Origin of the sequence: Pseudomonas sp. MPC6 (genome assembly GCF_006094435.1) — a bacterium.
Taxonomy (GTDB): domain Bacteria; phylum Pseudomonadota; class Gammaproteobacteria; order Pseudomonadales; family Pseudomonadaceae; genus Aquipseudomonas.
Genome location: NZ_CP034783.1, coordinates 6651822 through 6677221, shown reverse-complemented (window position 1 = coordinate 6677221; position 25400 = coordinate 6651822). Strand labels below are relative to the sequence as shown.

Below are 25400 nucleotides of genomic sequence, written 5' to 3'. Positions count from 1 at the left end.
CAGCCTGATTCGAGAGCCCCATGCCTGAACTGCCGGAAGTCGAAACCACCCGCCGCGGGATTGCGCCACACCTTGAAGGCCAGCGCGTCAGCCGGGTCATCGTGCGGGAGCGTCGTCTGCGCTGGCCGATCCCCGAAGATCTCGATGTGCGGCTGTCCGGCCAGCGCATCGTGTTGGTGGAACGGCGGGCCAAGTACCTGCTGATCAATGCCGAAGTGGGCACGCTCATCAGTCATTTGGGGATGTCGGGCAATTTGCGACTGGTGGAAGCCGGCATGCCGGCCGCCAAGCATGAACACGTGGACATCGAGCTGGAATCGGGGCTGGCCCTGCGCTATACCGACCCGCGCCGGTTTGGCGCGATGCTCTGGAGTCTCGACCCGCTCAACCACGAATTGCTGATTCGCCTGGGGCCGGAGCCATTGACCGACCTGTTCGACGGCGAGCGCTTGTTTCAGCTGTCGCGCGCGCGCTCCATGGCGATCAAACCGTTCATCATGGACAACGCGGTCGTGGTCGGTGTCGGCAATATCTACGCCACCGAAGCGCTGTTCGCCGCCGGTATCGATCCGCGCCGGGAGGCGAAGAGCATTTCCCGGGCGCGCTATCTGAAGTTGGCGATAGAGATCAAACGCATCCTTGCACACGCCATCGAGCGCGGCGGCACCACATTGCGCGACTTTATCGGCGGTGACGGCCAGCCCGGTTACTTCCAGCAGGAATTGTTCGTTTACGGCCGCGGTAACGAGCATTGTAAGATCTGCGCAACGCAATTGCGGGAAGTCAAACTCGGGCAGCGTGCCAGTGTGTTTTGCCCGCGTTGTCAAAGCTGACAGGTCCTTGGGGCTATAGTCAGTACTCACTGCCTAGCCGAAGGACCGTGCCATGAACCTGTTTCGAACCCTTGTCGTCGTTCTGCTGCTGAGTCTCGGTACGCCCGTGCTGGCAGCGAACACCGGTAGCGGCGACCCGCGTTACACCATCCAGAATCCCCCGGCGTACGCCATGATCGGCGATTTGCTGATCGCCCGGCCCTTGCTGGTCGCGGCGACGGTGATCGGTGCCGGGGTGTTTGTGGTGTCGTTGCCGTTCACCGCGCTGGGGGGCGGTATTGGCGATGCGGGCCAGGCGTTGGTGGTCGACCCGGCGAAAGCAGCGTTTGTGCGATGCCTGGGGTGTATCGGGGAGGGGTTTGAGCAGCGGGAGTGAGGTCAGTTGCATCTTTGGTGTGGCGGATGGCCTCTTCGTCGGAACGCCGCCCGGAGCAAGCCCGCTCCCACAGTGGATGTGTTGTGTTCACACTGTCGGATTAACAACACAGATCCACTGTGGGAGCGGGCTTGCCCGCGAAGGGGCCCGCACAAACGCTACAAAAACCTCAGGCTCACGCCTTGCCGGTAATCTTGTGGTACTTCTCCATCAACTGCTCTTCAGTCTCCGGATGCGCTTCGTCCAGCGGAATGCAATCCACCGGGCAAACCTGCTGGCATTGAGGTTCGTCATAGTGGCCGACGCACTGCGTGCACAGGTTCGGGTCGATCACGTAGATCTCTTCGCCCTGGGAGATGGCGGCGTTCGGGCACTCAGGTTCGCAGACGTCGCAGTTGATGCAATCGTCGGTGATGATCAGGGACATGCTAACTCCAGCCAGGGCGGAATACCCAGGCGCAATAAATCAATGCGCAATTGTGCCGCATTGGCGCTGTAGGAGCCAGCTTGCTGGCGATGGACGTAAGGGTGCCGCGATCATCCAGGCAGCCTTCGTCATCGTTAATGTCCTTCGCGAGCAAGCTCGCTCCTACAGGTGTGCAGGTTACTTCTTGAAGCGTTCGGTCAGCGCGTCCGCCACCGCGGGGTGGACGAATTTGGTGATATCACCGCCCAAGGCGGCGATTTCACGCACCAGCGTCGAGGAAATGTACGAATACCGCTCGGACGGGGTCAGAAACAGACTTTCCACTTCCGGTGCCAGCTGGCGGTTCATGTTGGCCAGCTGGAATTCGTATTCGAAGTCCGAGACCGCACGCAAACCACGCAGGAACACGTTGGCGTTCTTCTCTTTGGCGAAGTGTGCCAGCAGCGATGAGAAGCCGACCACTTCCACGTTGGGCAAATGTTGAGTGACCTCGCGTGCCAGTGCCACACGCTGTTCCAGAGGGAACAACGGGTTTTTCTTGGGGCTGGCGGCGACGGCAATGATCACATGATCGAACAGGCGCGCGGCGCGTTCGACCAGATCGCCATGGCCCTTGGTAATAGGGTCGAAGGTACCTGGGTACAACACTCGGTTCATCGCGTCGTCCTGGCGGAAGTCCGTTGGGGACTCGGATGGTATCGCAGCCTTCCCGCTCGGCCAAGTCGGCTGTTGGGTAAGAAAGCACTATAGACGATCGCAATATTCTCCTTTTTCATGGGTTTTTCAAACGTTCGGCCAAGGAAGTGGCCAGTTGCGCCGTCAGCCCATAGACCGACAGTTGCGGGTTTGCGCCAATGCTGGTGGGGAACAGCGAGCCGTCATGGATCGACAGATTGCCTAGCTGATGATGTCGGCCAAGGCTATCGGTCACGGCGTTTTTCGGGTCTTCACCCAGGGCACAACCGCCCATCACATGCGCACTGCCCAGCCGTGTGCGATACAGCTCAAGGCTCAAACCGTCGATCAGCGTGCGGGCTTCGGCCAGGGTCTTCACATAACGAGCGTCGGCGTGCATTGGCATCACGGCATTGGCGCCACCGGCGAACTGGATCTCGGCCATGCTGTGGAAAGCGCGGCGCAAACCGTCCCAGGCGTAGGGTGAAACCTGATAGTCGAGCACTGGCGTACCGTCACCGCGCAATTCGACGCTGCCGCCGGGGCTGTCCGGGTGAAAGCCGTCTCGCAGTAACGCCAACATCGCATGAGTGTGGGGCAGGTGCTCCATGTGCCGGGCGTTTTCCTTGCCGAAACCGCCGAGCAGGGTCGTGGCCAGCGCAGGATGCAGCGGTGGCACTTCCAGTTTGTAGGACATCTTGCCGGCGGTGCCGTCCTGCCACTGGAAATGGTCGGAGTAGATTGACTGCGGCGCGCCATAGAACGGATTGATCACCTCTTCGAACAGACCCGCGGACATGTTGACCAGGTGCAGGAACGTCCGTTGGCCCAGGCGCTTGTGCGGATCGGGCGCATCGGAGCGCAACAGCAGTGCGGGACTGTTGATGCCGCCGCCGGCCAACACGTAATGCCGGGCCTTGATCGTGATAGTCCTGCCCGTGGGGGCGACGCAACGCGCGTCCATCGCCACGCATTGCAGGCCAGTGACCTTGCCGTCCTTGATCGAGAGTTTTTCGGCGCGGGCGAGGTAGAGCAGTTCGCCACCTTTTTCCAGGGTGGCGGGAATGGTCGTCACCAGCATCGATTGCTTGGCGTTGGTCGGGCAGCCCATGCCGCAATAGCCGAGGTTCCAGCACCCGCGCACGTTGCGCGGGATGACATGCCAGGCGTAGCCAAGCTTTTCGCAGCCCTTGCGGATCACGTCGTTGTTAGCATTCGGCGGAACCATCCAAGGCGCTACGCCCAGGCGTTGTTCCATTTTTTCGAACCAGGGCGCCATCTCCGCCGGGCTATGACCTTTGACCTCATGTTCCCTGGCCCAGTGCTCGAGTGTCGGGTCTGGCGTGCGAAAGCTTGAGGTCCAGTTGATCAGCGTGGTGCCGCCCACCGCCCGGCCCTGAAGAATGGTAATCGCGCCGTCCTTGCTCATGCGGCCGATGCCTTCCTGGTAGAGGCTGGTATACGCCTGGTCTTCGAGCATCTTGAAATCGCTGCTGGTCTTGAGCGGGCCTTCTTCGATCAGCAGCACCTTGTAGCCGGCGGCGCTGAGAATCTCTGCCGTGGTCCCGCCACCAGCGCCGCTGCCGATGATGGCCACGTCCGCTTCGAGGGTCAGGTCCTGGGTCAGTTGTGAACCGTTACAGGTTTTCCAGCCACGGGCCAGGCCTTCGCGGAAGGGATCGGGTACGGGCATGTACTGGCTCTCTTATTTGTTTTGGATTCGGTGGTGATGCGGCTGACGTCTTCGCGAGCAGGCTCGCTTGTATGTTTAGACTTGAAGGGGTGGACGACCCTTTTGCAAACGACTCAAACCCTGTGGGAGCGTAGCTTGCCCGCGATGGGGTCGACTCGATCTCAGACCTTGGGCGGCCCCGGATACCCGCAATGCGCCCACGATTCCGCCCGGCTGTACCAAGCCATCATCACCAGCTGCTGCAACGAGCTATGCCCCATGCGCAGCAAACTCAAGGCGCTGTTTTCCCAACGATCGAGAAATTCGCGGATGTCCTCGCCGCTGGCATTTTCCCAACTCCCCCAGATCCCGGTGAGCGGCCCGCGGGTCACGGTTATCCCCAGCACATCGAACAACTGTCGGGTCAGCTTGAGCATTTCCGGAGACAGGTGATTGAGGCCGTTATCCAGGCAGTGCAGGGTCTGGTCGACCGCCGCCGGCATGTTCTCGAGCGTTATGGCACCGTCGAGCATCACCGGAATCAACGCCCGCAGAAACAGCAGGTCACCGCTGCGCAGAATCGTGAAACCACTGGCCGAGGTGCTGGCGGAACAGCCGCTGAGGCTGGCACCAAGCCCGACCGTGGCCAGGAAGGCACTCGCCCCCAGGCTGAATTTAAGCAAACCGCGCCGTGACAACGCAGGTGTATCGGACAGGCTGAGGCTCATTATTGTGAGTGTCCGGCGCTGATGATCGTTAGCGAATAAACAGCTTCTGAATCAGTTTTTGAAGAGGTTTGCCATACGGCGGGTAGATCAGTTTCGCTGCGTTGAAACGCTGTTTGATCAGCACGCCCTTGGCCTTGCTGAAGGTCAGGAAGCCTTCGTGGCCGTGGTAATGGCCCATGCCGGAGGCGCCAATACCGCCGAACGGCATATCGTCCTGAGCGACGTGCAGCAAGGTGTCGTTCAGGCACACGCCACCCGAATGGGTTTCGTGAAGCACGCGGTTTTGCTCGCGCTTGTCGTAGCCGAAGTAATACAGGGCCAGCGGACGAGGTCGTTGATTGATGTAGGCAAACGCCTGGTCCAGATCCTTATAAGGCACGATCGGCAGCAGCGGGCCGAAGATCTCGTCCTGCATCACCAGCATCTCGTCAGTGACGTTGAGCAGCAGGCTGTGGCTCATGCGTCGGCCCTGGCCCTGGCCCTGGCCCTGGTCGAACAAAGGAATCAGCAGCGCGCCTTTGCTGGTGGCATCACTCAGGTAGCCATTGAGCCGCTGCAGTTGTCGGTCATTGATGATCGCGGTGTAGTCCGGGTTGTCCGCCAGGGTCGGATAAAACCCGCGAACTGCCTGGCGATAGGCTTCGACGAAGGCTCCCACGCGATCTTCCGGCACCAGCACGTAGTCTGGTGCCACGCAGGTTTGCCCGGCGTTGAGCGTCTTGCCGAAAGCGATCCGTTCAGCGGCATCCTTGAGCGGCACATCGCGGGAGACGATGGCGGGCGACTTTCCGCCCAGCTCCAGGGTCACCGGAGTCAGGTTCTCGGCAGCCGCGCGCATCACCTGTTTGCCGACGCTGGTAGCGCCGGTGAACAGCAGGTGATCGAAGCGCAGCCGGGAGAAAGCCACGCCGATATCGGCTTCCCCCAGCACCACGCAAACCAGGTCCTGGGGAAAGATTCGAGCCAGCAGCTCCTTGAGCAGCAGACCGGTGGCCGGCGTCGACTCGCTGAGCTTGAGCATCACCCGATTGCCCGCCGACAACGCGCCCACCAGCGGACCGATAGCCAGGTACAACGGGTAGTTCCACGGCACGATCACGCCGACCACGCCCAAGGGTTGATAAACGACTTTGGCCGAGGCAGGTTGAAAGGCAACGCCGACTTTGCGCCGTGACGCTTTCATCCAGTGTTTGAGGTGCTGGCTGGCGTAATGGATGCCGTGCAGGCTGGGCATCAGTTCGGCAAGCAGGGTTTCATCGGCGCTGCGATGGCTGAAGTCCTGGTCGATCGCGTCGATCAAGGCCTGGCGCTCATTGTTCAGCAGGTCCCGCAGCGCCTTGAGCCATTGCTGGCGTTGCGCCGCTGGCGGCATGGGGTTGCCGGCATACGCCGCACGTTGGGCGTTGAACAAGGCTTGGAGTTCTTCCAGTGGCTGCTGTAGGTTCTGCATGTAGGCGATGTCAGCAGTCATTGTCGGCTCCGGATTATTTTTTATTAGGAACTTTTTAGAGTCTATACTCTATAAAGTCAAATGGCATCTGACGCAGCTTTGTTTTATCCGCGTCCGGATAGGTCGTAAGATGCCCGCCACCGCACTCTGAATTTAAGCTCAAGCCATGGCCCCCAGGATCAAAACCAGCGAGCGCATCGTGCAGAACAGCCTGGAGCTGTTCAATCAGCAGGGCGAGCGCAGTATCAGCACCAACCACATTGCCGCCCACATGGAAATTTCCCCCGGCAACCTGTACTACCACTTCCCTAACAAGCAGGCGATCATCGCCGTGCTGTTCAGCGAGTACGAAAGTCTGGTGGACAGTTTCCTGCGCCCGCCCCAGGGCCGTGCCGCGACAGTCGAGGACAAGCGTTACTACCTCCAGGAGTTGCTGGCAGCCATGTGGCGCTATCGGTTTTTGCATCGAGACCTCGAGCATTTGCTCGACAGCGATCCGGAACTGGCCGCCCGTTACCGCCGTTTTTCCCAGCGCTGCGTGATTCAGGGATCGGCCATCTACAAGGGATTCGTCGAGGCCGGCATTTTGAAGATGGACCGGGTGCAGATCGAGTCGCTGACCCTCAACGCCTGGATCATCCTCACATCCTGGGTGCGTTTTCTGTGTACCACGCGAGAAAATTCCAATCACTTGAGCGAACAAGCGATTAAACGTGGTGTTTACCAGGTGCTGGTACTGGAAGCCGGCTTCGTCACGGATCAGTCCCGCGACGCGGTCAACGCGCTGTTCGAGGAGTTTTATGTGCCACTCGCCCAGGCACTGGAAGAAGTGGGATAGAAACAGCAACACGATCGACTACCGCCATCACAGGAGCCCGTTATGCCCATTGCGCAACTGATCAGCCCGCAAGCGTTGGACCTGAAAAAGGAGGCGCCAGGACTGGTGATTCTGGATTGTCGTTTTGCCCTGGAAGACTTGGACTACGGCCAGCGCAGCTATGCCGAAGGGCATATTGCCGGGTCGAGCTTTGCCGATCTCGAGCGTGATTTGAGCGGGACGGTGGTCAAGGGGGTGACGGGTCGCCATCCGTTGCCTGAACCCGACGACTTGATCGAACGCCTGCAAGCCTGGGGCATCAACGCCGACAGCGATGTGGTTTTATACGACGACGGTCCCGGTGCCTTTGCGGCTCGCGCCTGGTGGTTGCTGGCCTGGCTGGGCAAGCGCGACGGCGTGTTTATTCTGGATGGCGGGCTCAAGGCCTGGCATGCGGCAGGGTTGCCGCTGAGTCTGGATGCGCCCGATATCGAGCGTGGGAGCTTTACCGGGGTGCCGGACAACTCGCTCATCCTGGGCGCCAATGCTCTTGCGCAACGTCTCGGCCAGCCAGCATTGACCTTGCTCGACGCCCGGGCCTTGCCGCGCTTCAAGGGCGAAGTGGAGCCGATCGACCCGGTTGCCGGGCACATCCCGGGCGCGCAATGTGCGGCGTTCACCGACAACCTGGGCAGCGACGGGCGTTTCCTGCCGGCCGATCAGCTCAAGCAGCGGTTTGCCGCGAAACTAGGCGATCGTTCGCCGACTGATCTGGTAGCGTATTGCGGCTCCGGGGTAACGGCTTGTCACAACCTGTTCGCCTTGTGCCTGGCGGGTTATCCGCTGGGGGCGTTGTATGCGGGGTCGTGGAGCGAGTGGATCAACGATCCGGCGCGGGGCATCGCCACCGGCGAGTAAACGCACTGCGATATGCGCCGGGCCCGACGCCGTACACCTGCTTGAACTGCCGACTCAGGTGACTCTGGTCGGCGAAACCCAACTGCGTGGCCACTTCCAAAGGCAGGCAACCGCCCTGTAGCAACGCCCGCGCCCGGGCGATGCGCTGCTGCATCAGCCAGGTGTGCGGCGGCAAGGTGTCGGTCGGCAGTTCGAGCTCGGCCAGCAGCGAGAGAATCTGAGCGCTGTCGGGATAAAACGCCCGATACAACCAGCCGTCTTCCGTGCCTTTATGGCCGGTGTGCAGTTCATCCGGATTGATCAACACCAGTGTGCCGCTACCCGCCAGATGCTCGGCGCCACGGTAGCGATAACGCTGGGCACCCGCCATGATCATGCCGATCACATAGCCGTCATGCACGTGGGGCGCGAAGCGGTGCTCGATGTAGCGCGCAGACAACAATTCGACCCCGGCCAGCGGCGCCGTTTGCCAAAAATGAATCGACTCGCCTTGATCCGTATCCATCGGCTTACTCGCGACCCACAGCGGTCAGCCACTGAGGAATGCGCCGTTCCAGGTAGTAGCCCGGTTGCCTGAACGAGCCATCGACGAAGCCGACATGCCCGCCCTTGGCTTGTAGCTCGAATTGGGTGCAGGCGGATAATTCTGCTGCGTGCGGCAGGCTATGCGGGAAGACAAAAGGGTCGTCAGCCGCCTGAATGATCAGGGTCGGCGTGCAAATCTCCCCCAGGAAATATCGGCTCGAAGCGCGACGATAATAATCTTCGGCATCGGCGAATCCGTGCAACGGCGCTGTCACCCGACCATCGAAATCCCAGAAGGTACGCATGTTCTCCAGCGAACCCAGGGCCGCCAATGCCGCCAGCCCGTCCTCGCGTCCGTCGTGCTGGAACTGCCGCTGCTTATTCTTGATGTAGGCCACCATCTCGCGCATGAAATGCGCCTGATAAATTTTCGAAAAACCTTGGCCAATACGATCGGCACATTGGTCCAGCCGAAACGGCACGGACACCGCGACTGCGCCGAGCACGCCGCTGTCCTTGCCGGTCTCGCCCAAATGCTTGAGCAAGACGTTGCCACCCAAGGAATAACCGACCGCGTACAGGGGGGCGAGCGGCCGTTTGGCCCGCAGGTGCCTGATGGTTTCGGCCAGGTCTTCGCTGGCGCCGGAATGGTAGCTGCGCGGGAGCAGATTGGGTTCGCCCGAACAGCCGCGCCAGTTCAGCGCGACGCTGGCCCAGCCCTGGATCGCCAGCGCCTTTTGCAATCCGGCCACGTAAGGCGAGTTCGCCGAACCGGTCAGTCCGTGCAACACCAGCACCAGTGGCGCATTGGCGCTGTGCGGGCCGTGCCAGTCCAGGTCGAGGAAGTCACCATCCTCGAGCCACAGGCGTTCGCGCTCGCGTTCGATATGGGTGGTTTTGCGCCAAAGGGGTCCCCACAAGGTTTGCAAGTGCGGGTTGCCCAGGCCGAAGGCGGGGATGAAGCGTTCTGACGGAAGGGACACGGTGGCTCTCGATGCAGCGGTGCGCAACCTGTGCGCACCTTTTCAGGCCGGTCGGTTAACCGGCGATCTCTGCCATACGTTGCCACAACGAGTAGTACACGCGCCCGGATTTCTGTTCGCGGTGCAGGCGCCAGTTCTCCGGCAGGCCAAGCTTCGAAGGCGCGGTTTCGCTTTCGGTGTACACCCAGGCGTCATCGGCCAGCCATTGGCGTTCTTCAAGCAGCGCGCACACGGCAGGCAACAGATTCTGATTGAACGGCGGGTCGAGGAACACCAGGTCGTAGGCAACCGCTGGCTGGGTTTCCAGGTAGCGCAAGGCATCGGCCGTCTGAATCTGGCCGGTCGAGCAGCGCAGGGTACCCAGATGTTCCTTGATGCTCGCTACCGCGATGTTGCTCGCATCCAGCGCCTGGCCCATCGCTGCGCCACGGGATAAAGCCTCGAGAAACAACGCGCCGCTGCCGGCGAATGGATCAAATACTTTTGCCCCGGCGACATAGGGTGCGAGCCAGTTGAACAGGGTTTCGCGCACCCGGTCCGGGGTCGGGCGCAGGCCCGGTGCATCGGGGAAGCTCAGCTTTCGGCTGCCCCATTCACCGCCGATGATACGCAGTTGGTTCACGCCGTTATGCACGTTGTGTACGGGTTTTTTAGGACGAGTGGCCATCAATGCTCCGGAACCCCGAGCGGTTGCTCGGCAGGTTTATCAGAAGGGGCCGGTAACGGCTTTTGTGGCACGGTCGGGCCAGCGCTGACGATGACCAGTTTGTCCGTGCTCAAGTGTTTGTTCAGTGCGGTTTTGACCTGTTCGACGGTCAGGCTCTGGGATTGCTGCATGAAATCTTCCAGATAGCTCAACGGCAGGTTGTAGAAACCCATGGCGCCGAGCTGACCGACGATATCGGCGTTGCTGGCGGTAGACAGCGGAAAGCTGCCGGCCAGTTCACGCTTGGCGTCGTCGAGTTCTTTTGCCGTCGGGCCGGTCTTGAGGTAGTCGGCGAGTACATCCTGCACCAGTTTAAGTGTGCCTTCGCTCATTTCGGCGCGGGTTTGCAGGTTGATCATGAACGGCCCGCGCGCCTGCATCGGGGTGAAGCCCGAATAGACGCCGTAGGCCAGGCCACGCTTCTCGCGCACTTCGCTCATCAGCCGGGTGCCAAAACCACCGCCGCCAAGGATCTGGTTGCCCATGGACAGTGCCGCGTAGTCCGGATCGTCACGGTCGATGCCCAATTGCGCGAGCATCAGGTTGGTCTGCTTGGACGGAAACTCGATATGGCCAATGCTGGCTTTGGGTTCTGCCGGTTGCGGGATCTTCGCCAGGGCCGGTCCTTTGGGCAGCGCACCGGATACCTGTGCGGCAATCGCCTCGGCTTCGGCGCGGGACAGGTCGCCTACCAGCGCAATGACCACGTTGCCGGAGGCGTAGGCTTTTTCATGGAACGCCTTCAGTTGCGCCAGGGTGATCGCCGGTATGGTTTTCTCCGTGCCATCGCTGGAATGCGCGTAAGGATGATCACCGTACAGGCGGTTCATCAGCTCCATACTCGCCAATTTGCCAGGGTTCTGCTTCTGGTATTCGAAACCGGCCAGCATCTGGTTCTTGATGCGCGCGAACGAATCGGCAGGGAAGGTCGGTTTGCCGACCACTTCCGAGAACAGTTTCAGCGCGGGTTCGCGTTTGTCCGCGGCGCTGAGGCTGCGCAGGGAGGCCAGTGCCATGTCCTTGAATGCGCCGTTGCCAAAGTCCGCGCCCAGGCCTTCGAAGCCCTGGGCGATGGCGCCGACATCTTTACCGGCCACGCCTTCGTTGAGCATGGCGTTGGTCAGTACGGCCAGGCCCGGCGCGTCTGCGTCCTGGCTGCTGCCGGCGGAAAAGATCAGGCGCATGTCGAACATCGGCAATTCGCGAGCCTCGACGAACAGTACCTTGGCGCCTTCGGCGGTGTTCCAGGTCTGCACATCCAGACTGCGGCGGCTGGGTGCCTTGCCATCGAGCTCGGCCAGCGATTGCAGTTTCTGGCTGGCCTTGGCCTTGTCCAGGGCTTCGCTGGCCTTTGATTCGTCGGTCTTTGCAAAGTAAAACACGGCAGACCCGACCAGTGCGGCGACGATCAGGCCGGCCAGGGCCAGGCGGGTTTTTTTACGCTCACTCATGAGTCGTCTCCTGTGGCAGGACATGGGCGACGCTGAGACGTTCGCGGGTGAAGTACAGCTTGGCGGCGTTCTGGATATCTTGCGGAGTGACGCTTTCCAGGTCGGCCAGTTCGGTGTCCATCAACTTCCAGGACAGGCCCACGGTTTCCAGTTGGCCGATTGCGGTGGCCTGGCTGGTGATCGAGTCACGCTCGTAGACCAGGCCGGCAATGACCTGCGCGCGGACGCGTTCCAGTTCTTCGGTGGACGGCGCCGTGGTTTTCAGCTGTTCAAGCAGCTTCCACAGGCCGGCTTCGACCTGGGCCATGGTTTTGTTTTTCTGGGTGTTCGGTGTTGCCGACAGGGTAAACAGGCTGTCGCCACGGGTATAGGCGTCGTAGCTCGACGAACCGCCCGACACCAGTTCTTCGCCGCGTTCCAGTTGCGTCGGGATGCGGCCGCTGTAGCCGCCATCGAGCAGGGCGGAAATCAGGCGCAAGGCGTTCACCGGGCGTTTGTCTTCGGCGGTGGCGATGCTGGGCACGTTGAAGCCCAGCATCAGGCTTGGCAGTTGGGTCTGCACGTGCAAGGTGATCTGGCGTTCGCCGGGTTCGGCCAGCTCCAGCGGGATTTTCGCCGCCGGCACGTCACGCTTGGCGATCGGGCCGAAGTAGCGTTGGGCCAGGGTTTTGACTTCATCCGGCGTCACGTCGCCCACCACCACCAGGGTGGCGTTGTTCGGCACGTACCAGGACTGGTACCAGTGGCGCAGCTCTTCGACCTTCATGCGGTCCAGGTCCGCCATCCAGCCGATGGTCGGCGTGTGGTAGCCGCTGGCCGGGTAGGCCATGGCCTTGAAACGTTCGTAGGCCTTGGACATCGGCTTGTCGTCGGTGCGCAGGCGACGTTCCTCTTTAATGACCTCGATCTCGCGGGCGAACTCGTCCGCCGGCAGGCGCAGGGTGGCCATGCGGTCGGCTTCCAGCTCGAAGGCCACGCCCAGGCGGTCGCGGGCCAGGACCTGGTAATAGGCGGTGAAGTCGTCGCTGGTAAAGGCGTTCTCTTCGGCACCGAGGTCGCGCAGGATCAGGGAGGCCTCGCCGGGGCCGACTTTCTCGCTGCCCTTGAACATCATGTGTTCCAGGGCGTGGGACAAACCGGTCTGACCCGGCGTCTCGTAGCTGGAGCCGACCTTGTACCAGACCTGGGAAACCACCACCGGCGCACGATGGTCCTCGCGCACGACGACCTTCAGGCCGTTATCGAGGGTGAATTCGTGGGTGGGTTGTGGATCGGCAGCCAGGGCCGAAAGGGGCAGGCAAACTGTGCTGAGCAGCAGGCCTGCAGCGCGGCGGGCTAGAGCATTCATTCGTTTTTAAACCTTTGGGGCTGCCCGCTTGTTCTTAGCGTCAGCGGGCGAGAGGGTGCTAGGATACTGATCCGTTTTACTGGCGGCCACGCCTATCAGGCCTTTGTGTTTGATCAGGTTGTATGGGTTTGCGGCAAAAGGCTGTGGTTTATCGACTAGACTTTGCTTTTTCGCCGATTTTGCCGCTTCAGTCCTTCGTGAAATCGATTTTGTAAGGTGCCGTTTGCACCTCGATAAAATGTTGCGCGTGAACAAGCTGGATCAATCGCAGTCTGTTCAGCATCGAATATTCATTTGCCGAGGCGCCCTTTGGCGCGTCGCTACTGTGAGATAGCCGTCCTCCATGTTTGGTTCCAACGACGACAAGAAAGCCCCAGCTGCGGCTGGCGAGAAGAAAAGCCTGTTCGGATGGCTGCGCAAAAAGCCGCAGGAACCCGTCGTCGAACAGCCACAGCCACAGCCACTTCCCGAGCTGCCTGAGCCAACGCCTGCGCCGGTCATCGATGAACAGCCCGCGCCGGTGGTCTTGCCGATCGCCGAGCCGGTGTTGCAACCGGTCACCGAGCCTGAACCCCGGGTCGTGGCCGACACCGTACCCCAGTATCCGTTGACCCCCACCGCCGAGCCCTGGCTGACATTGCCTGTGGCGGAGGAGCCGGTGGCATTGGTCGAAGATGAACTGGCGCCGCATATTGCGCCACCGATTCCAGCCCCGACTGCCTTTGCTCCCGAGCCGGTTCAGCCACCGGTGGTCGTTCCCGTTGTGGTGGCCGAGCCTGTTCCAGTGATCCCGGAGCCTGTGGCTCCAGCGTTTATTGCTCCGGTTGCTCGAGAACCCGTTCCCGTTGCGGCTCCGGTTGCTCCAGCTCCAGCTCCTGTTCCCGTTGCGGCTCCGGTTGTCCCAGCCCCCGCGCCTGTCGTTGTTCCGGTTGTTCCGGCACCCGTTCCTGTTACTGCCCCCGTTGCTCCGGCACCTGCCGTCCCCGTCGAAGCACCCGCAGCGCCTGTGCGTACTGAGGAAACCAAGGCCGGTTTCTTCGCCCGTCTCAAGCAAGGCCTGTCCAAGACCAGTGCCAGCATCGGCGAAGGCATGGCCAGCCTGTTCCTGGGCAAGAAGATCATCGATGACGAGCTGCTCGAAGACATCGAGACCCGTCTGTTGACCGCCGATGTGGGCGTCGAAGCCACTTCGGTGATCATCCAGCGCCTGACCCAGAAGGTCGCGCGCAAGGAGCTGGCCGATGCGGATGCGCTCTACAAGTCCCTGCAGGCCGAGCTGGCGGCAATGCTCAAGCCCGTCGAGCAGCCGCTGAAGATCACCTCGCAGAACAAGCCGTTCGTGATTCTGGTGGTCGGTGTCAACGGTGCCGGCAAGACCACTACCATCGGCAAGCTGGCGAAGAAGCTGCAGCTCGAAGGCAAGAAGGTCATGCTGGCGGCGGGTGACACGTTCCGCGCCGCAGCGGTCGAGCAGTTGCAGGTCTGGGGCGAGCGCAACAAGATCCCGGTGATTGCCCAGCACACCGGCGCCGACTCGGCATCGGTGATCTTCGACGCCGTGCAGGCCGCCAAGGCCCGTGGCATCGACGTCCTGATTGCCGACACCGCCGGTCGCCTGCACACCAAAGACAACTTGATGGAAGAGCTGAAGAAGGTGCGCCGGGTGATCAGCAAGCTCGATGCCGACGCGCCCCACGAAGTGTTGCTGGTTCTGGATGCCGGCACCGGCCAGAACGCCATCAACCAGGCCAAACAGTTCAACCAGACCGTCGAATTGACCGGCCTGGCACTGACCAAACTCGACGGCACCGCCAAGGGCGGGGTGATTTTCGCCCTGGCCAAGCAGTTTGGCCTGCCGATTCGCTACATTGGCGTCGGTGAAGGCATCGATGATTTGCGTACTTTTGAAGCAGAACCCTTTGTCCAGGCACTGTTTGCCGAGCGGGAGCGTTCATGATTCGTTTCGAACAGGTCGGTAAACGCTACCCGAACGGTCACGTCGGCTTGCATGAGCTGAGCTTTCGAGTCCGTCGGGGCGAATTCTTGTTTGTCACCGGCCATTCCGGCGCCGGTAAAAGCACCCTGTTGCGGCTGCTGTTGGCCATGGAACGCCCGACCACGGGCAAATTGCTGCTGGCCGGGCAAGACCTGGCCACCATCAGCAACGCGCAGATACCTTTCCTGCGTCGGCAGATCGGCGTGGTGTTCCAGAACCACCAGTTGTTGTTCGATCGCACGGTGTTCAACAACGTCGCATTGCCGTTGCAGATTCTTGGCCTGTCCAAGGCCGAGATTGTCAAGCGTGTGGACTCGGCCCTGGAGCGCGTGGCGCTGTCGGACAAGACCGATCTGTACCCGGGCGATCTGTCTACCGGTCAGCAACAGCGCGTCGGCATCGCCCGTGCAATCGTCCACCGCCCGGCCCTGCTGCTGGCGGACGAACCGACCGGTAACCTCGACCCGCGCCTGGCAGCCGAAATCATGGGCGTCTTCGAAGACATCAACCGCCTGGGCACCAGCGTACTGATCGCCAGTCACGACCTGGCGCTGATCGCTCGCATGCGTCACCGCATGCTGACCTTGCAACGCGGCCGATTGATCGGCGACGGGGAGGCCGCGGTATGAGCGCGACACGCAGCCCCAAGGTGTCCGAGCGCGTAGCGCCCAAGGGTGCCGATCCGCAACCGCAGAAGAAAAAACGCGACGATGACGATGGGCCGGATTTCGCCACGCTGCTGCGCGCCTGGATCGAAAGCCATCGTGCCAGCCTGGTGGATAGTTTGCGGCGCCTGGGCAAGCAGCCGGTCGGCAGCTTTTTCACCTGCATGGTGATGGCGGTTGCTCTCAGTCTGCCCATGGGCCTGTCACTTTTGCTAGGTAACGTCGAACGCCTCGGCGGTTCCTGGCAGCGTGCGGCGCAGATTTCCCTTTATCTGCAAATCGACGCCAGCCCGACCGAGGGCGAGGCGTTGCGCGAGCAGATCAAGGGCATGCCCGGGGTCGCGGAGGCCGACTATGTCGGCCGCGATCAGGCGCTCGAAGAGTTCCAGCAACAGTCCGGACTGGGCGAGGCCCTGAAGGAATTGCCGGAAAACCCGTTGCCAGGCGTGGTGCTGGTGACCCCGAACGAAGTCGACAAGCCTGCTCTTGAAGCATTGAGACAAAAACTTTCCGAGCTGCCGAAGGTACAACAGGCACAACTTGATCTAGTCTGGGTCGAGCGTCTGGCAGCCATCCTCAAGCTGGGCGACCGTTTTGTCTTCGGTCTGACCGTGCTTCTGGTTTCTGCATTACTTTTGGTGATAGGCAATACCATTCGTCTTCATATTGAAAACCGCCGCACAGAGATAGAAGTGATTAAACTCGTGGGCGGCACTGACAGCTATGTGCGCAGGCCTTTTCTGTATATGGGTGCGCTGTATGGCTTTGGTGCGGGGATTCTTTCATGGGGCGTACTGGCGTTCGGCCTGGACTGGCTGAACGACGCGGTAGTCGGGCTGGCCGGTTTGTACGGCAGTGATTTCGCGCTGGCCGGCGTGCCGGTTGCCGACGGTCTGTCGCTCTTGCTTGGCGCGGTGCTGTTAGGGTATATCGGTGCATGGATTGCAGTCGCACGCCACCTGAGGGAGCTTGCGCCTAAGTAGTATCATTTTGCTCGTATTGACCTTTCAGCTTTTATGGGTTTAGGGAACTTGTTCTTTGGTTTCCGGTCAATTTTCGCAGTGCTGAACTGCACGAGTTTGTAAGTCGGAGGTTTTTTCGTATGACCAATTCTTTGCAACCTGCATATGCTCTGGTCCCGGGTGCGAACCTGGAGGCCTATGTGCACACCGTCAACAGCATTCCATTGCTGACGCCGGAGCAGGAGCGTGAACTGGCCGAGAGTCTCTATTATGAGCAGGATTTGGGGGCGGCTCGGCAGATGGTGCTCGCCCACCTGCGTTTTGTCGTACATATCGCCCGTAGCTATTCCGGCTACGGCCTGGCTCAGGCTGACCTGATTCAGGAAGGCAACGTCGGCCTGATGAAGGCCGTGAAGCGCTTCAACCCGGAAATGGGTGTGCGTCTGGTTTCGTTCGCTGTGCACTGGATCAAGGCGGAAATCCACGAGTTCATCCTGCGCAACTGGCGCATCGTGAAAGTCGCGACCACCAAGGCCCAGCGCAAGCTGTTCTTCAACCTGCGCAGCCAGAAAAAACGTCTGGCGTGGCTGAACAACGAGGAAGTCCACCGTGTGGCGGAAAGCCTTGGCGTAGAGCCGCGGGAAGTGCGCGAGATGGAAAGTCGCCTGACCGGCCATGACATGGCCTTCGACCCAGCCGCGGAAGCGGACGACGACAGTGCATTCCAATCGCCGGCCAACTATCTGGAAGACCACCGGTACGACCCGGCCCGTCAACTGGAAGATGCCGACTGGAGCGACAACTCCAGCCACAACCTGCACGAAGCGCTGGAAGTGCTGGACGACCGCAGCCGTGACATCCTCTACCAGCGCTGGCTGGCAGAAGAAAAAGCCACGCTGCACGACCTGGCGCAGAAGTACAACGTGTCGGCCGAGCGTATTCGTCAGCTCGAGAAGAGCGCGATGAACAAGCTCAAGTTGTCGATTGCTGCATAACCTGCACACCGGCAATAAAAAACGCCCCGTTCATTGATCGGGGCGTTTTTGTTGGTGCCCAGAATCTTAAGCCTGGCGCGGCTCTTGTAGGAGCTGGCTTGCCGGCGAATCAGGCGACTCGGTGTGTCAGGCATACCGCCTTCGCTGGCAAGCCAGCTCCTGCAAGGGGCGCGGCGTTAATTTGACCAAGGCGCCCGGCGCGAATCGTTGATGCCCACCAGATAACTGTCGCCACCCAGCTGGCTCATCTGTTGCCGAATCCACCCCGCCCGCCGGGCTACGTAGTTGGTCGGATGACTGGCGCTCCACACGCGCGGGTTGGGCAGTACGGCCGCCAGCAAACTTGATTGCTGTCGGCTCAGCCCCTTGGCGCTTACGCCAAAATGATGCCTGGCCGCCGCTTCAGCGCCAAACACCCCTTCATCCCACTCCACGCTGTTGAGGTACACCTCAAGAATCCGCTGCTTGGGCCACAGAACTTCGATCAGCCCGGTAAACCAGGCTTCCAGGCCTTTGCGCAGCCAGCTGCGGCCGGACCACAGGAACAGGTTTTTCGAGACCTGCTGGCTCAGGGTGCTGGCACCCCGGATCGTGCCGCCGAGCTCGTTGTGGGCCAATGCTTTCTGGATCGCACCGAAGTCAAAACCCCAGTGCTCCGGGAATTTCTGATCCTCACCCGCAATCACCGCGACTTTCAGGTCGTCGGAGATTTCATCCCAGGGCTTCCAGGTGCGTTGCAGGTCAATCGGCTCGCCGTCGATCCAGGATTCGATCTTGCGCTCGACCATCAGCGTGGTCCCTGGCGGTGGCACCACGCGAAAAATCAACACCAGCACTACGCTGCCGCCCGCGAACCAGAGCAGGGCCTTCATGAATCGTCGTAAGAATAAACGCAGCATAGAGATGGCTTGGCCGAACCCGTCGAGCGGGCCATTATACAGACCCTGTGGATCGAGTCTGACTGGAGTTCTTCATGCTGCGTGGCTTTCTGATGCTGGCCGCTTTCTTCGGCTTCACCGGCGTTGCCCTTGGCGCGTTCGCCGCTCACGGCTTGAAAAGCCGTCTGACGCCCGAATACCTGGCGATCTTCCACACCGGCGTCACCTACCAGTTGGTGCACACCTTGGCATTATTGGGCGTGGCGCTGCTGGCCACGCAGATCCCCGGTCGCTTGATCGGCTGGGCCGGGGCGTCCTTTGCCATCGGCATCCTGCTGTTTTCCGGCAGTTTGTACGTGTTGACCATGACCGGCATCAGCAAGCTGGGCATCATCACGCCCTTCGGCGGCCTGGCATTCCTGGTTGGCTGGTTCTGCCTGGGCCTCGCCGCCTGGCGGTTGGCCTGATCCCCCCCCCTGTAGGAGCTGGCTTGCCAGCGAAGGCGTACTTTCAGACAACAATGATGTCGACTGTAAGGGCCTCTTCGCTGGCAAGCCAGCTCCTACAGGGGGCAAGGCGCGTCTGTCCAAATCATGACGAATGGCTTGGGTCGCCAAGACTGATCGGGCTAGAATGCCAGCCCCTAAAAATGATGGCGGCCCTTCGGTATGCGCATTCAATTGAACGGCGAATCCCTTGAACTGCCCGACGGTGAAACCGTTGCGGCCCTGCTGACCCGTCTGGAGCTGACCGGACGCCGGGTGGCGGTCGAACTCAATCTGGATATCGTCCCGCGCAGCCAGCATGCTGAAACCACGCTGAACGACGGCGATTCGGTCGAAGTGGTCCACGCCATCGGCGGCGGCTAGCCGTCGGGCCCGCAAGGGCACAGAATTCTGCAAGAACCTCACCCCAACAGAGGATTTCCCATGAGCATCGTTCGTAGCGACAAGCCCTTCGTCCTGGCCGGTCGTACCTACCAGTCGCGTTTGCTGGTAGGCACCGGCAAGTACCGCGACATGGAAGAAACCCGCCTGGCCATCGAAGCCTCGGGTGCCGAGATCGTCACCTTCGCCGTGCGCCGCACCAACCTCGGCCAGAACCCGGGCGAACCGAACCTGCTCGAAGTCCTGTCGCCGGACCGCTACACCTTCCTGCCGAACACCGCCGGTTGCTTCGACGCGACCGAGGCTGTGCGCACTTGCCGCCTGGCCCGTGAGCTGCTCGGCGGCCACAACCTGGTGAAGCTGGAAGTACTGGCCGACCAGAAAACCCTGTTCCCCAACGTGATCGAAACCCTCAAGGCCGCCGAAGTGCTGGTCAAGGAAGGTTTCGACGTGATGGTCTACACCAGCGATGACCCGATCATCGCCCGTCAACTGGCGGAAATCGGCGTTATCGCGGTCATGCCGCTGGCCGGTCTGATTGGCACAGGCCTGGGGATCTGCAACCCGTACAACCTGCAGATCATCCTCGAAGAAGCCAAGATCCCTGTGCTGGTGGATGCCGGTGTCGGTACCGCCTCTGACGCCACCATCGCCATGGAACTGGGCTGCGAAGCGGTGCTGATGAACTCGGCCATTGCCCATGCCCAGCAGCCGATCATGATGGCTGAAGCCATGAAACACGCGATCGTCGCGGGCCGCCTGGCCTACCTCGCCGGCCGCATGCCGAAAAAACTCTATGCCAGCGCGTCCTCGCCGCTGGATGGTCTGATCAAGTAAGAGCCATTGATGACTGAATCAAACGACACGCCTATCCAGACGGAAGAAGGCGACGAGCGCCAACACCGCCGCATCAAGAGTTTCGTGATGCGCGCCGGGCGCATGACCGAAGGCCAGCAGCGCGGTCTGGACCAGGGCGCGCCGCTGTTCGTGCTGCCGTTGGCCGATGCGCCGGTGGACTTCGATCAAGTGTTCGGCCGTTCGGCGCCGCGCTCGCTGGAAATCGGTTTCGGCATGGGCCATTCGCTGCTGGAAATGGCTGCAGCCTCGCCGGAACAGGATTTCATTGGCGTGGAAGTGCACCGTCCGGGTGTTGGCGCGCTGCTCAATGGCGTGCTGACCCAGGGCCTGACCAACCTGCGGGTCTACGATTGCGATGCGATCGAAGTGCTCAACCGTTGCGTGGCCGACAACAGCCTCGATCGCCTGATGCTGTTTTTTCCGGACCCGTGGCACAAGAGCCGCCACCACAAGCGCCGTATCGTTCAGGCCTCGTTCGCGGAGCTGGTGCGCAGCAAGTTGAAGGTCGGCGGGGTGCTGCACATGGCCACCGACTGGGAACCGTATGCCGAGTACATGCTGGAAGTGATGAACGTCGCGCCGGGTTATCGCAACCTGGCCGAAGACGGCAAGTGCGTCCCGCGCCCGACCGAGCGTCCGATCACCAAGTTCGAACGCCGCGGCGAACGGCTTGGGCATGGGGTTTGGGATCTGAAGTTCGAAAAACAGTCTTAAATCATACGCCATACCAACTGTGGGAGCGGGCTTGCTCGCGAAGGCGGTGTATCAGTCGATATTAATGTCGACTGACACTCCCTCTTCGCGAGCAAGCCCGCTCCCACAGTCGTTTTGTGTTGTGTTTGAGTCAGCGGCGGTCGGCTACCACGCCGATCAACACCAGCACCACCAACAACACCGGCGCCAGGCTGTAGTTGTTGAACTGACTCAGGCCTTTGATGATCCACGGTGTGGCGTAGATCAGCGCCACGCCGCTGCCGACCATGCACACCAGGGCCATCAGCGGCACGCGCAAGGCGCCGGCGATGCTGCCCAGGCGTTGATCGACCCAGCCTTTTATATCCGCGCCAAACAGCACCAGCAGACAACCCACCAGGGCCAGGGCGATTTCCGAGAGATTGCTGCGACTCCAGCGGGACGCTGTGGCGAGCAGGTCGAGTACCAAATCCATTCGATTTCCTTATGTCAGAAATGTCTGCAACAAGTCATTGAGAAACAGTTGTCCGCGCATCGTGGCTGCCAGACGTGACGGTTCGACCTGCAACAAGCCACTTTGTTCGGCCTCGCGACGGCCTTCGGCGAGGCTTTCCAGGGTCATGCCGGTGCGCTCGGGGTACAGTCGCGATTCGACGCCTTCGGTCAGGCGCAGGGCGTTCATCAGGAATTCGAACGGCATCTCTTCGTTGGTCAGGGCTTTCTCCCCGGCCTGGAAGCTTTTGGCGGGATTGAGGTAGTCCTTCGGCAGGCGCGTCTTCCAGGTACGCACGATGCGTCCGTCCGGATGGCTGAGCTTGCCGTGGGCGCCGGCGCCGATGCCGATGAAATCGCCGAAACTCCAGTAATTGAGGTTGTGCCGCGCCGCACGCCCCGGTTGGGCATAGGCCGAGACTTCGTATTGCGCATAACCGTGCTCGGCCAGCAGGGCCTGACCGGCTTCCTGGATGTCCCACAAGGTGTCGTCTTCCGGCAGCGTCGGTGGCTGGTTCCAGAACACTGTGTTCGGCTCCAGCGTCAGCTGGTACCAGGACAAGTGGGTCGGCTTCAGGGCAATGGCCTGGCGCAGGTCGCCCAGGGCGTCGTCCAGGGACTGATCGGGCAGCCCGTGCATCAAGTCCATGTTGAAGTTGTCGAAGCCTGCCTGGCGGGCCATGCCGGCGGCACGCACGGCTTCATCGCCGTTGTGAATCCGCCCCAGGGCCTTGAGTTTTTCTTCCTGAAAGCTCTGGATGCCGATCGACAGGCGATTGATCCCCAGTTTTCGGTAGGCGACGAACTTTTCCTGCTCGAACGTTCCTGGATTGGCTTCCAGGGTGATTTCAATGTCGCTGGCAAACGCTATGCGTTGCTCGACGCCTTTGAGCAAGCGGCCCAACGCCTCGGCGCTGAACAGGCTTGGCGTACCGCCACCAAAAAAGATCGAGCTCAGCTCACGGCCGTAGACGGCGTGCAGGTCCTGATCGAGGTCGGCCAGCAAGGCGTCCACATACTCTTCTTCCGGCAGCACCGGGCTGGCGGTATGGGAGTTGAAGTCGCAATAGGGGCATTTGCGCACACACCACGGGATGTGGATGTACAACGCCAGGGGCGGCAGCATGGGGAGCGCAGCCCGTGGCGATTGTGCGGCACCGCCGAAGATCAGCGGCGACGCGGACGAGTCATGGGTCATTTCAAGCCCAAACGCTGGCGCAGCAGATCCATTGCACGGGCGCGGTGGCTGATGAGGTTTTTTTCGCTCGGGCTCAGTTCTGCACTGGAGCAATCGCGCTCCGGCACCCAGAACAGCGGATCGTAGCCAAAGCCGTGTTCGCCACTGGCCGCAGGCAGGATACGCCCGTGCCACAGGCCTTCGCAGAGGATCGGCAACGGATCCTCGGCATGCCGCACCAACGCCAGCACGCAGACGAACTGTGCGCCACGCTCGGCTTCAGGCACGTCTTTCAAGGCGTCGAGCAGTTTGGCGTTGTTCGCCGCATCGCCCAGACCGTCGGCATAACGCGCCGAATAGATCCCTGGCGCACCGCCGAGGAAGTCCACCGCCAGCCCCGAATCGTCGGCCAGCGCCGGTAAACCGGAGATGCGCGCGGCATTGCGGGCCTTGAGGATGGCGTTTTCGACGAACGACAGGCCGGTTTCTTCAGGCTCGACGCTGCTGAACTCGCCGATCGAGCGCAAGTGCACCGATTCGCCGAGCATGGCCTGGAGTTCCTTGAGTTTGCCGGCGTTATGGCTGGCCAGTACGAGTTGCGTGAAATTGATCATTCGCCGGGGAAGAGCTCTTGGTTGAAATTGATGGTGTTGATTTTATCGCCGTTCTGCACCTTGATGTTGAAGGTCCGGATTTCTTGCTGATCGACCGGGAACTGGGCGATGTAGTAGATCGCGCCTTGTTCAGTGATCTGTTTGAACTTCAACGGCACGGTCTGGCTGGTCAGGTCTTTCACCGATCCGCTGACTTCAGCGGTCAGAGGCTTGCCATCCTTGAGCACGGAGACGTTGATCACACCCTGGTTCTTGCTTCGCGTCAGCCCGGCCGCTTTGGCGATATCGGGTGTCAGGAAGGTGGAATTGAACGTGTTGTAATGCACCGTCACGTCGCCAAAGGTTTCTTTGCGCTCGCCCTTGATGACGTCGGCGGCCATGGCCGTGACGCTCAGGCAGGCAGTGAGTAAAAACAGCGCTAGACGACCCATGATGTTCTCCTCGTAGTGTCGCTGTTCAGACCGCGACCTTGTGGTCTTGCAGCCCCGGGCTGCTGACGCGGTAAATACCGATCTCACCTAACAGATTAGGCCATAGCTTACTGGCCCACCCGTGCCGATGCTGTTGATCCACGGCCAGCCGATCAATGACCTTGGCTTCACGTTCGCGGCACAAGGCTTCAAAGTCGGCGAAGGTGCAGAAGTGGATGTTCGGCGTGTTGTACCAGGTGTAGGGCAGAAACTCGGAAACCGGCATCCGCCCCTTGCTCGCCAGGTACCAGCGGCAGCGCCAGTGGCCGAAGTTGGGGAACGTGATGATGCATTGGCGACCGACCCGCAGCATTTCGTCGAGAATCCTGTCCGGGTAATGCACCGCTTGCAGCGCCTGGGTCATGACCACGATGTCGAAGCTGTCGCTGGCGAAGTTGCCGAGGCCCTTGTCCAGGTCCTGCTCGATGACGTTGATGCCCTTGGCCACGCATTCGGCGATGTTGTCCGGGTCGTTTTCCAGGCCATAGCCGGTGACCTGCTTGTTGTCCCGCAGCCAGGTCAGCAACTCGCCATCACCGCAGCCGAGGTCGAGCACGCGGCTGCCGGCGGGGATCCATTCCTGGATGATTTCCAGATCGGCTCTCATGTCTTCCTCAAAGCGATATACGTTTCATGTAGTTGCTGAACGCCTGCAGATAACGCGGGATCGGAATCAGGAAGGCGTCATGACCTTGCGGAGCGTCGATTTCCAGGTAGCAGACGTCTTTTTTCGCCGCCATCAGCGCATCCACCAGTTCCCGCGAGCGGGCCGGAGAGAAGCGCCAGTCGGTGGTGAAGGACATCACGCAGAATTTGGCGGTGGCGCCGGCGAAGGTTTTCGCCAGGTCATCGTCGAAGTTCGCCGCCGGGTCGAAGTAGTCCAGCGCCTTGGTCATCAGCAGGTAAGTGTTGGCGTCGAAACGCCCGGAGAACTCTTCGCCCTGATAACGCAGGTAGCTTTCGACCTGGAACTCGACGCTATGGAAGTCGTAGTTGAGCTTTTCGCTCTTCAGGCCGCGGCCGAATTTCTCGCCCATGGAGTCGTCGGACAGGTAGGTGATGTGCCCGACCATCCGCGCCAGCATCAACCCGCGCTTGGGGATCACACCCGCTTCCTGGAAGGAGCCGCCGTGGAATTCGGGGTCGGTGAGGATCGCCTGGCGCGCCACTTCGTTGAACGCGATGTTCTGCGCCGACAGCTTGGGTGCCGAGGCGATGGCCAGGCAGTGCCGCACGCGGTCCGGATAAGTGATGGTCCACTGCAGCGCCTGCATGCCGCCGAGGCTGCCGCCAATCACGGCCGCCCACTGGCGGATGCCGAGCAGGTCGGACAAGCGTGCCTGGCTGTGCACCCAATCTTCCACGGTCAGTACCGGGAAGTCGGCACCGAACGGCTTGCCGGTCTCCGGGTTGATGCTGCTCGGGCCGGTAGAGCCGTTGCAGCCGCCGAGGTTGTTCAGGCTGACCACGAAGAACGTGTTGGTGTCGATCGGTTTGCCGGGGCCGATGCAGCTGTCCCACCAACCGGGTTTGCGGTCGTCGGGGCTATGGAAGCCGGCGGCATGATGGTGGCCGGACAAGGCGTGGCAGATCAGCACGGCATTGCTCGCCGTGGCGTTCAGCGTGCCGTAGGTCTCGTAGATCAGGTCATAAGCTGGGAGCGAACGGCCACAGGCCAGGGCCAGGGGTTCGCTGAAGTGCGCCACTTGCGGCGTCACCAGACCAACAGAATCGGGGGGGAAGGCAGTTGGCATCGACCCTGCTCTCGTTGAAATGAGGCGTAAGTCTAAAGACCGGGGGGGTT

The 25400-nt window shown here is 61.1% G+C and carries 29 protein-coding genes; 12 read left to right on the top strand and 17 right to left on the bottom strand.

Going from position 1 to position 25400, the window contains the following annotated elements; genetic code table 11:
- Window positions 1-20: 20 nt before the first annotated feature.
- Complete coding sequence (gene mutM, locus ELQ88_RS33225; RefSeq protein ID WP_128873549.1) at window positions 21-833, top strand: bifunctional DNA-formamidopyrimidine glycosylase/DNA-(apurinic or apyrimidinic site) lyase; 813 nt, start codon at window positions 21-23, stop codon at window positions 831-833.
- A 52-nt stretch (window positions 834-885) separates the two neighbouring features.
- Window positions 886-1209, top strand: coding sequence for a multidrug transporter (locus tag ELQ88_RS33220; RefSeq protein WP_128873548.1), 324 nt, complete (start codon window positions 886-888; stop codon window positions 1207-1209).
- Window positions 1210-1384: 175 nt separating this feature from the next.
- On the opposite strand, the gene ELQ88_RS33215 is transcribed toward ELQ88_RS33220, so the two are convergent.
- The 5 genes from ELQ88_RS33215 to ELQ88_RS33195 all read right to left on the bottom strand — a co-directional run bounded on the left by ELQ88_RS33215 (window position 1385) and on the right by ELQ88_RS33195 (window position 6182).
- A complete protein-coding gene (locus ELQ88_RS33215; RefSeq protein ID WP_128873547.1) occupies window positions 1385-1636 on the bottom strand; it encodes a YfhL family 4Fe-4S dicluster ferredoxin in 252 nt (83 codons plus the stop codon).
- A gap of 177 nt (window positions 1637-1813) precedes the next feature.
- On the bottom strand, window positions 1814-2293 hold the full coding sequence (coaD, locus tag ELQ88_RS33210; RefSeq protein ID WP_128873546.1) for a pantetheine-phosphate adenylyltransferase: 480 nt from the start codon (window positions 2291-2293) through the stop codon (window positions 1814-1816).
- A gap of 115 nt (window positions 2294-2408) precedes the next feature.
- Window positions 2409-4004 carry a GMC family oxidoreductase gene (locus ELQ88_RS33205; RefSeq protein ID WP_138969410.1) on the bottom strand — a complete coding sequence of 532 codons (1596 nt, stop codon included), beginning with the start codon at window positions 4002-4004 and terminating at the stop codon, window positions 2409-2411.
- A 161-nt stretch (window positions 4005-4165) separates the two neighbouring features.
- Window positions 4166-4711 carry a twin-arginine translocation pathway signal protein gene (locus ELQ88_RS33200; RefSeq protein WP_138969409.1) on the bottom strand — a complete coding sequence of 182 codons (546 nt, stop codon included), beginning with the start codon at window positions 4709-4711 and terminating at the stop codon, window positions 4166-4168.
- A gap of 28 nt (window positions 4712-4739) precedes the next feature.
- A complete protein-coding gene (locus ELQ88_RS33195; RefSeq protein WP_138969408.1) occupies window positions 4740-6182 on the bottom strand; it encodes a coniferyl aldehyde dehydrogenase in 1443 nt (480 codons plus the stop codon).
- A gap of 145 nt (window positions 6183-6327) precedes the next feature.
- Here ELQ88_RS33195 and ELQ88_RS33190 point away from each other — a divergent pair, with 145 nt between their 5' ends.
- Window positions 6328-6999, top strand: a complete 672-nt coding sequence (locus ELQ88_RS33190; RefSeq protein WP_128873542.1) for a TetR/AcrR family transcriptional regulator — start codon at window positions 6328-6330, stop codon at window positions 6997-6999.
- 42 nt (window positions 7000-7041) lie between these two features.
- Window positions 7042-7896 (top strand): sulfurtransferase, encoded by an 855-nt coding sequence (locus ELQ88_RS33185; protein ID WP_138969407.1) that lies wholly within the window; start codon window positions 7042-7044, stop codon window positions 7894-7896.
- Here ELQ88_RS33185 and ELQ88_RS33180 read toward each other — a convergent pair.
- Genes ELQ88_RS33180 through ELQ88_RS33160 form a run of 5 tightly spaced genes read right to left on the bottom strand, consistent with a single transcriptional unit; the run spans window position 7859 to window position 12909 of the window.
- Entirely contained in the window at window positions 7859-8401 is a 543-nt protein-coding gene (locus ELQ88_RS33180) for an AraC family transcriptional regulator (protein ID WP_128873540.1), read from the bottom strand. The genes ELQ88_RS33185 and ELQ88_RS33180 overlap by 38 nt on opposite strands.
- Before the next feature lie 4 nt (window positions 8402-8405).
- Window positions 8406-9404: a hydrolase gene (locus tag ELQ88_RS33175; RefSeq protein WP_138969406.1), complete on the bottom strand. Its 999-nt coding sequence runs from the start codon at window positions 9402-9404 to the stop codon at window positions 8406-8408.
- Window positions 9405-9459: 55 nt separating this feature from the next.
- Entirely contained in the window at window positions 9460-10071 is a 612-nt protein-coding gene (rsmD, locus tag ELQ88_RS33170; protein ID WP_138969405.1) for a 16S rRNA (guanine(966)-N(2))-methyltransferase RsmD, read from the bottom strand.
- Window positions 10071-11561, bottom strand: a complete 1491-nt coding sequence (locus ELQ88_RS33165) for a pitrilysin family protein (protein WP_138969404.1) — start codon at window positions 11559-11561, stop codon at window positions 10071-10073. Before ELQ88_RS33165 ends, rsmD begins: the two co-directional genes overlap by 1 nt.
- Complete coding sequence (locus tag ELQ88_RS33160; protein WP_138969403.1) at window positions 11554-12909, bottom strand: pitrilysin family protein; 1356 nt, start codon at window positions 12907-12909, stop codon at window positions 11554-11556. The genes ELQ88_RS33165 and ELQ88_RS33160 overlap by 8 nt, the downstream gene beginning before the upstream one ends.
- A 343-nt stretch (window positions 12910-13252) precedes the next feature.
- Here ELQ88_RS33160 and ftsY point away from each other — a divergent pair, with 343 nt between their 5' ends.
- The 4 genes from ftsY (at window position 13253) to rpoH (ending at window position 17527) form a co-directional block, all read left to right on the top strand.
- A complete protein-coding gene (gene ftsY / locus ELQ88_RS33155) occupies window positions 13253-14866 on the top strand; it encodes a signal recognition particle-docking protein FtsY (protein ID WP_138969402.1) in 1614 nt (537 codons plus the stop codon).
- A complete protein-coding gene (ftsE, locus tag ELQ88_RS33150; protein WP_064680267.1) occupies window positions 14863-15534 on the top strand; it encodes a cell division ATP-binding protein FtsE in 672 nt (223 codons plus the stop codon). The genes ftsY and ftsE overlap by 4 nt, the downstream gene beginning before the upstream one ends.
- On the top strand, window positions 15531-16553 hold the full coding sequence (gene ftsX, locus ELQ88_RS33145; protein WP_138969401.1) for a permease-like cell division protein FtsX: 1023 nt from the start codon (window positions 15531-15533) through the stop codon (window positions 16551-16553). Before ftsE ends, ftsX begins: the two co-directional genes overlap by 4 nt.
- 119 nt (window positions 16554-16672) lie before the next feature.
- Window positions 16673-17527, top strand: a complete 855-nt coding sequence (gene rpoH / locus ELQ88_RS33140) for an RNA polymerase sigma factor RpoH (RefSeq protein WP_138969400.1) — start codon at window positions 16673-16675, stop codon at window positions 17525-17527.
- Window positions 17528-17703: 176 nt separating this feature from the next.
- Here rpoH and mtgA read toward each other — a convergent pair whose 3' ends face one another.
- Entirely contained in the window at window positions 17704-18426 is a 723-nt protein-coding gene (gene mtgA / locus ELQ88_RS33135; RefSeq protein WP_128873533.1) for a monofunctional biosynthetic peptidoglycan transglycosylase, read from the bottom strand.
- 74 nt (window positions 18427-18500) lie between these two features.
- Here mtgA and ELQ88_RS33130 point away from each other — a divergent pair, with 74 nt between their 5' ends.
- The 4 genes from ELQ88_RS33130 to trmB all read left to right on the top strand — a co-directional run bounded on the left by ELQ88_RS33130 (window position 18501) and on the right by trmB (window position 20864).
- Window positions 18501-18872, top strand: coding sequence for a DUF423 domain-containing protein (locus ELQ88_RS33130; RefSeq protein ID WP_128873532.1), 372 nt, complete (start codon window positions 18501-18503; stop codon window positions 18870-18872).
- A gap of 201 nt (window positions 18873-19073) precedes the next feature.
- A complete protein-coding gene (thiS, locus tag ELQ88_RS33125) occupies window positions 19074-19274 on the top strand; it encodes a sulfur carrier protein ThiS (RefSeq protein ID WP_007897898.1) in 201 nt (66 codons plus the stop codon).
- 60 nt (window positions 19275-19334) lie between these two features.
- Window positions 19335-20129: a thiazole synthase gene (locus ELQ88_RS33120; RefSeq protein ID WP_008068101.1), complete on the top strand. Its 795-nt coding sequence runs from the start codon at window positions 19335-19337 to the stop codon at window positions 20127-20129.
- A gap of 9 nt (window positions 20130-20138) precedes the next feature.
- Entirely contained in the window at window positions 20139-20864 is a 726-nt protein-coding gene (gene trmB / locus ELQ88_RS33115; RefSeq protein ID WP_138969399.1) for a tRNA (guanosine(46)-N7)-methyltransferase TrmB, read from the top strand.
- Window positions 20865-20994: 130 nt separating this feature from the next.
- Here the strand turns inward: trmB and ELQ88_RS33110 are convergent, their stop codons facing one another.
- The 6 genes from ELQ88_RS33110 to ELQ88_RS33085 all read right to left on the bottom strand — a co-directional run bounded on the left by ELQ88_RS33110 (window position 20995) and on the right by ELQ88_RS33085 (window position 25350).
- Window positions 20995-21318, bottom strand: coding sequence for a DUF3392 domain-containing protein (locus tag ELQ88_RS33110; protein WP_128873530.1), 324 nt, complete (start codon window positions 21316-21318; stop codon window positions 20995-20997).
- Between the two features lie 9 nt (window positions 21319-21327).
- Window positions 21328-22461, bottom strand: a complete 1134-nt coding sequence (gene hemW, locus ELQ88_RS33105; RefSeq protein WP_218190533.1) for a radical SAM family heme chaperone HemW — start codon at window positions 22459-22461, stop codon at window positions 21328-21330.
- A 68-nt stretch (window positions 22462-22529) separates the two neighbouring features.
- The gene (gene rdgB / locus ELQ88_RS33100) at window positions 22530-23126 is read right to left on the bottom strand and encodes an RdgB/HAM1 family non-canonical purine NTP pyrophosphatase (RefSeq protein ID WP_128873528.1); all 597 of its coding nucleotides are present in this window, start codon (window positions 23124-23126) and stop codon (window positions 22530-22532) included.
- Complete coding sequence (locus tag ELQ88_RS33095) at window positions 23123-23557, bottom strand: DUF4426 domain-containing protein (RefSeq protein WP_128873527.1); 435 nt, start codon at window positions 23555-23557, stop codon at window positions 23123-23125. Before ELQ88_RS33095 ends, rdgB begins: the two co-directional genes overlap by 4 nt.
- A gap of 25 nt (window positions 23558-23582) precedes the next feature.
- Complete coding sequence (metW, locus tag ELQ88_RS33090) at window positions 23583-24203, bottom strand: methionine biosynthesis protein MetW (protein WP_138969398.1); 621 nt, start codon at window positions 24201-24203, stop codon at window positions 23583-23585.
- 7 nt (window positions 24204-24210) lie between these two features.
- Window positions 24211-25350, bottom strand: a complete 1140-nt coding sequence (locus tag ELQ88_RS33085) for a homoserine O-acetyltransferase (protein ID WP_128873525.1) — start codon at window positions 25348-25350, stop codon at window positions 24211-24213.
- Window positions 25351-25400 lie beyond the last annotated feature (50 nt).

Excerpts from the sequence above, each read along its gene's own strand:
- ELQ88_RS33120 (WP_008068101.1), top strand. The coding sequence starts at position 19,335 with ATGAGCATCGTTCGTAGCGACAAGCCCTTCGTCCTGGCCGGTCGTACC.
- ELQ88_RS33095 (WP_128873527.1), bottom strand. The coding sequence starts at position 23,557 with ATGGGTCGTCTAGCGCTGTTTTTACTCACTGCCTGCCTGAGCGTCACG.
- rsmD (WP_138969405.1), bottom strand. The coding sequence starts at position 10,071 with ATGGCCACTCGTCCTAAAAAACCCGTACACAACGTGCATAACGGCGTG.
- ELQ88_RS33195 (WP_138969408.1), bottom strand. The coding sequence starts at position 6,182 with ATGACTGCTGACATCGCCTACATGCAGAACCTACAGCAGCCACTGGAA.
- ELQ88_RS33215 (WP_128873547.1), bottom strand. The coding sequence starts at position 1,636 with ATGTCCCTGATCATCACCGACGATTGCATCAACTGCGACGTCTGCGAA.
- ftsE (WP_064680267.1), top strand. The coding sequence starts at position 14,863 with ATGATTCGTTTCGAACAGGTCGGTAAACGCTACCCGAACGGTCACGTC.
- ELQ88_RS33165 (WP_138969404.1), bottom strand. The coding sequence starts at position 11,561 with ATGAGTGAGCGTAAAAAAACCCGCCTGGCCCTGGCCGGCCTGATCGTC.
- ELQ88_RS33085 (WP_128873525.1), bottom strand. The coding sequence starts at position 25,350 with ATGCCAACTGCCTTCCCCCCCGATTCTGTTGGTCTGGTGACGCCGCAA.
- rdgB (WP_128873528.1), bottom strand. The coding sequence starts at position 23,126 with ATGATCAATTTCACGCAACTCGTACTGGCCAGCCATAACGCCGGCAAA.
- ELQ88_RS33180 (WP_128873540.1), bottom strand. The coding sequence starts at position 8,401 with ATGGATACGGATCAAGGCGAGTCGATTCATTTTTGGCAAACGGCGCCG.
- ELQ88_RS33110 (WP_128873530.1), bottom strand. The coding sequence starts at position 21,318 with ATGGATTTGGTACTCGACCTGCTCGCCACAGCGTCCCGCTGGAGTCGC.
- ELQ88_RS33130 (WP_128873532.1), top strand. The coding sequence starts at position 18,501 with ATGCTGCGTGGCTTTCTGATGCTGGCCGCTTTCTTCGGCTTCACCGGC.
- ELQ88_RS33190 (WP_128873542.1), top strand. The coding sequence starts at position 6,328 with ATGGCCCCCAGGATCAAAACCAGCGAGCGCATCGTGCAGAACAGCCTG.
- ftsX (WP_138969401.1), top strand. The coding sequence starts at position 15,531 with ATGAGCGCGACACGCAGCCCCAAGGTGTCCGAGCGCGTAGCGCCCAAG.
- ELQ88_RS33205 (WP_138969410.1), bottom strand. The coding sequence starts at position 4,004 with ATGCCCGTACCCGATCCCTTCCGCGAAGGCCTGGCCCGTGGCTGGAAA.
- ELQ88_RS33160 (WP_138969403.1), bottom strand. The coding sequence starts at position 12,909 with ATGAATGCTCTAGCCCGCCGCGCTGCAGGCCTGCTGCTCAGCACAGTT.
- coaD (WP_128873546.1), bottom strand. The coding sequence starts at position 2,293 with ATGAACCGAGTGTTGTACCCAGGTACCTTCGACCCTATTACCAAGGGC.
- metW (WP_138969398.1), bottom strand. The coding sequence starts at position 24,203 with ATGAGAGCCGATCTGGAAATCATCCAGGAATGGATCCCCGCCGGCAGC.
- trmB (WP_138969399.1), top strand. The coding sequence starts at position 20,139 with ATGACTGAATCAAACGACACGCCTATCCAGACGGAAGAAGGCGACGAG.
- ftsY (WP_138969402.1), top strand. The coding sequence starts at position 13,253 with ATGTTTGGTTCCAACGACGACAAGAAAGCCCCAGCTGCGGCTGGCGAG.
- hemW (WP_218190533.1), bottom strand. The coding sequence starts at position 22,461 with ATGCTGCCGCCCCTGGCGTTGTACATCCACATCCCGTGGTGTGTGCGC.
- thiS (WP_007897898.1), top strand. The coding sequence starts at position 19,074 with ATGCGCATTCAATTGAACGGCGAATCCCTTGAACTGCCCGACGGTGAA.
- rpoH (WP_138969400.1), top strand. The coding sequence starts at position 16,673 with ATGACCAATTCTTTGCAACCTGCATATGCTCTGGTCCCGGGTGCGAAC.
- ELQ88_RS33185 (WP_138969407.1), top strand. The coding sequence starts at position 7,042 with ATGCCCATTGCGCAACTGATCAGCCCGCAAGCGTTGGACCTGAAAAAG.
- ELQ88_RS33200 (WP_138969409.1), bottom strand. The coding sequence starts at position 4,711 with ATGAGCCTCAGCCTGTCCGATACACCTGCGTTGTCACGGCGCGGTTTG.
- ELQ88_RS33220 (WP_128873548.1), top strand. The coding sequence starts at position 886 with ATGAACCTGTTTCGAACCCTTGTCGTCGTTCTGCTGCTGAGTCTCGGT.
- mutM (WP_128873549.1), top strand. The coding sequence starts at position 21 with ATGCCTGAACTGCCGGAAGTCGAAACCACCCGCCGCGGGATTGCGCCA.
- mtgA (WP_128873533.1), bottom strand. The coding sequence starts at position 18,426 with ATGCTGCGTTTATTCTTACGACGATTCATGAAGGCCCTGCTCTGGTTC.